The organism is Helicobacter brantae (genome assembly GCF_003364205.1).
Lineage (GTDB): Bacteria > Campylobacterota > Campylobacteria > Campylobacterales > Helicobacteraceae > Helicobacter_G > Helicobacter_G brantae.
Genome location: NZ_NXLV01000032.1, coordinates 1 through 690 on the forward strand (window position 1 = coordinate 1; position 690 = coordinate 690).

Here is a 690-nt window from a genome sequence, read left to right on the forward strand (position 1 = left end):
TTACACTTGTGAGCTGATTGTTTTCACCTTGCAATGTGAGAGTTCCATTTTCCCCAATAGTTGCATTATTTGCTCCACTATTACTTAGGGTAATGCTTCCATTGATAACACCATTTCCACCAGTTGCGATATTAAATGTCGTGGTTTTTGTGCTTCCATCTGTGGAGATATCTCCTGTGAGTTTGGAAGAAGTAGTGCCATTGAAGTTGATAATTGTATTTCCTGAGTTTGCAATCCCACTAGCTAATTCTGTATTGTCAGCTAGGTTGATAGTCATCCCCTTACCTGAATCGATAGAGAGATTGTCAGCAATTGTGGTTTTTCTAGTATTGAGATTTAGCACATTTTCTTCCACTGCTGAAGCATTTGCCAATGTGAGGGCTTTGAGTGTGCTATCCCCATTGGCGTTATTAAGTGTTAGCTCCACTTTTTTGTCTGTTGCTCCACCCAAAGCAATAGTTAGACTATTTGCTCCTGAAATGGCATTGGTTACTCCCACACTCACACCATTTCTAGTCGTATCAAGGTTAAGGGTGTTATTACTTCCATTTGAAGAGATAGTGGTAATTGTGTTATCTGCTCCTTGAAGATTCAAAGACTTAACATTACTTCCATTTGAAAAATCAATAGTTGTTATAGCTCCACTATCTGTGGTTACAGCTCCTGTGATTGTCCCACTTTTGCTCTCTG

At 39.4% G+C, this 690-nt stretch carries 1 protein-coding gene; it reads right to left on the minus strand.

What is annotated here, in order from left to right:
• The coding region (locus tag CQA58_RS08340; RefSeq protein ID WP_170126784.1) for a hypothetical protein at window positions 1-690 on the minus strand (690 nt) is incomplete at both ends.